The organism is Actinomadura logoneensis (genome assembly GCF_003428695.1).
In the GTDB taxonomy this organism is placed as follows: domain Bacteria; phylum Actinomycetota; class Actinomycetes; order Streptosporangiales; family Streptosporangiaceae; genus Spirillospora; species Spirillospora logoneensis.
This window is the reverse complement of record NZ_QURH01000666.1, coordinates 1-2,702: the sequence shown is the minus strand read 5'-3', so window position 1 is coordinate 2,702 and position 2,702 is coordinate 1. Positions and strand designations below refer to the sequence as shown.

Below are 2,702 nucleotides of genomic sequence, written 5' to 3'. Positions count from 1 at the left end.
CGTCCGGGCTGCGGCGCGGCGGCTGGACGCCCGCGACGCCCGGGGTGGCGCGCACGGCGTCCGCGACCGCGGCGGCGTCGCCGCCCCGGGCGACGATCACCAGCGGCGCCTCGACGCCCGGGCCGAAGCCGCGCGCCACGATCTCGTGCGCCGCGTACGCGCTGTGGCCGTGCGGCTGGGTGGACGAGTCGGGCAGGCTGAGCCGCATCGACAGCGCCGGGACGGCGAGCACGAGCAGCAGCCCGGCGGCGGCCAGGACGGACGGGACCGGGCGCCGCTGCACCAGGTCCGCCCAGCGCTCGGCGAGGGGCCGCTCGGTGCGGCGGCCGAGGCCGGGGACGCGCAACCGGTCGATGCCGCGGCCGGTGAAGCCGAGCAGCGCGGGCAGCAGGGTGACGGCGGTGACCATCGTCATCAGCACCGTGGTGGACGCGGCGACCGCGACCCCGGCGAGCAGCCTGTCCCCCATGACGAGCAGTCCGAGCATGGCGATGACGACGGTGGTCCCGGCGAACAGCACGGCGCGTCCGGCGGTGGTGAGGGCGGTGACGGTCGCGGTCTCGGGGTCCTCGCCGCCGTGCAGCGCCTCGCGGTAGCGGGTGACGATGAACAGCGCGTAGTCGATGCCGACGCCGAGGCCGATCAGCGCGGCGACGATCGGGCTGAACGAGGGCGCGGGCAGCAGGTGGCCGAGCAGGCCGATGAGCGCGAGCGCGGTGCCGATGCCGAACAGCGCGGTGATGATGGGCAGGCCCATGGCCAGCACGGAGCCGAACGCGACCAGCAGGATGCACATGGCGGCCAGCACGCCGATGCCCTCGGACGGCCCGCCGCCGGGCGTCTCGGCGGCGGCCACCGCGCTGCCGCCGACCGCGAGCCGCACCCCGTCCCTGTCGCCCCGGACGTCGGAGACCAGCTTGGTGACCTCCGCCGCCGGCATGTCGCCGGCCCGGACGTCGAGCTGCGCCGTGGCGAACGCGATCCGGCCGTCCGCCGAGATGCGGCCGGGCCCCTGGTAGGGCGAGGAGACGGCGGTGACGTGCGGGGTCCGCGCGAGCCGGTCGAGCGCGGGCTGCACGCGTGCCCGGACGGCCAGGTCGCGCACGTCCCGGTCCGCCTGGACGGCCAGCGTGATGCTGTCCCCGCCCGCCTTCGGGAAGTGCGCGTCGAGGATCTTCTGCGCGCGGCCCGAGTCCGAGCCGCCGCCCCCGAAGGAGTTGGACGCCTCGGCCGAGAGCGAGAAGCCGACCGCCATGATGGCGACCGCTCCGGCGATCCAGAGCAGGAGGGCGATCCGGCGCCGCCGGTAGCAGAGCCGGGCCAGGCGCGCGAGCGCGCCGTCCGGGGAGATGGTCTTCGTCGTCATGGCACGAGAGTCGCGTCCGGAAGGCGTCCGGCGCGTCCGGTGGCCGGAGACACCTTCCCGCCGCGCCTACTCCGGGCGGAGTACTCCCCCGGGAGTCCCCGGCGGCCCGGCGGGGTCCGCGGGGAGGACGGCCGCGACGCGGAACCCGCCGTCCGGCTCGGGGGCGGCGGTCAGGGTTCCACCGACCGGCTCGGCGCGTTCGCGCATCCCGGTGAGGCCGTGACCGCCCCCGGAGAGGCCTGCGTCCGGTCCCTGACGTCGTCGCGGGCGCGGGCCTCAGGGGCGGGTGAGAATGGCGGCGCTGCCGTAGCTTCCGCCGAAGCCGGTGCAGAGCGCGACCGACGCGTCCGCGACCTGGTTGACGCCGGTGCCGCGGAGCTGCCGGACGGCCTCGGCGACGTTGTTCAGGCCGTGCACGTACCCCTCGGAGAGCAGGCCGCCGTGCGGGTTCACCGGGCGGCGGCCGTTCCACGCGATCTCCCCGGCGGTGAGCAGGACGCCGAGGTCCGGCCGCGCGGCGAACCCGAAGTCCTCGAGCTGGCGCGGGACGAGCCAGGAGTAGGCGTCGTAGAGCAGCGCCACGTCGATCTGCTCGGGCTTCATCCCGGCCGCGCGGTACAGCGGTTCGGCCAGGTGGGACGAGAAGAGGCGCGTCACGTCGTCCGCCTTGTCCATCGCGGACGCGCCGGGGCCGCCGCCGCGCACGACCGTGTGCACGCGCGGGGCGTCGGGCGCGAGGTCGGCGCGGGTGAGGACGAGCGCGCACGCGCCGTCGGTCTCCTGGCAGCAGTCCACCCGGCGCAGCGGGGAGGCGACCATGGGGCTGTTCATGTAGTCGGCGCGGGCGAGGCGGTGGCGCTGGAGGGCGCGCGGGTTGCGCACCGCGTGCGCGCGGGACTGCGCGACGACCGCGTAGAGGTGCCGGTCGGTCAGGCCCGTGTCGTGCAGGTACCGCTGCCCGGCCAGGGCGAACTGGTGGACGGGACCGGCCATGCCGTAGGGATGGGTGAACTGCTCCTCCGCGCCCTCGCCGAGCTTGAGGCCGAGCGCGTTCATGCGTTTTCCGGAGCGCCCGTTCAGCGCCCGGTACACCAGGACGGTCCGGGCGAGCCCGGCGTCGATGAGCATCGCCGCGTCCGCAAGGATCGACGCGCTCTGCGTCCCGCCGCCGTAGATCTCGTTGTGCCAGCCGATCTCGGCGAGGCCCAGCTCCCGCGCCAGGTAGAGAACGGGTGCGGAGTCGTTCAGGTGGTAGCTGAGGATCGCGTCGGGGGTGGCGGCGGCGCCGCCGGTGGCCTCGGCGGCCTCCGCGAGCGCGGCGCGCGCGGCCTCGGCG

At 76.1% G+C, this 2,702-nt stretch carries 2 protein-coding genes; both read right to left on the bottom strand.

The features are described from left to right. On the bottom strand, window positions 1-1,366 hold a 1,366-nt coding region (locus tag DZF91_RS25360), incomplete at its 3' end, for an MMPL family transporter (protein WP_147341376.1). A 276-nt stretch (window positions 1,367-1,642) separates the two neighbouring features. Then, on the bottom strand, window positions 1,643-2,702 hold a 1,060-nt coding region (locus tag DZF91_RS25350), incomplete at its 5' end, for a thiolase C-terminal domain-containing protein (protein WP_117359733.1).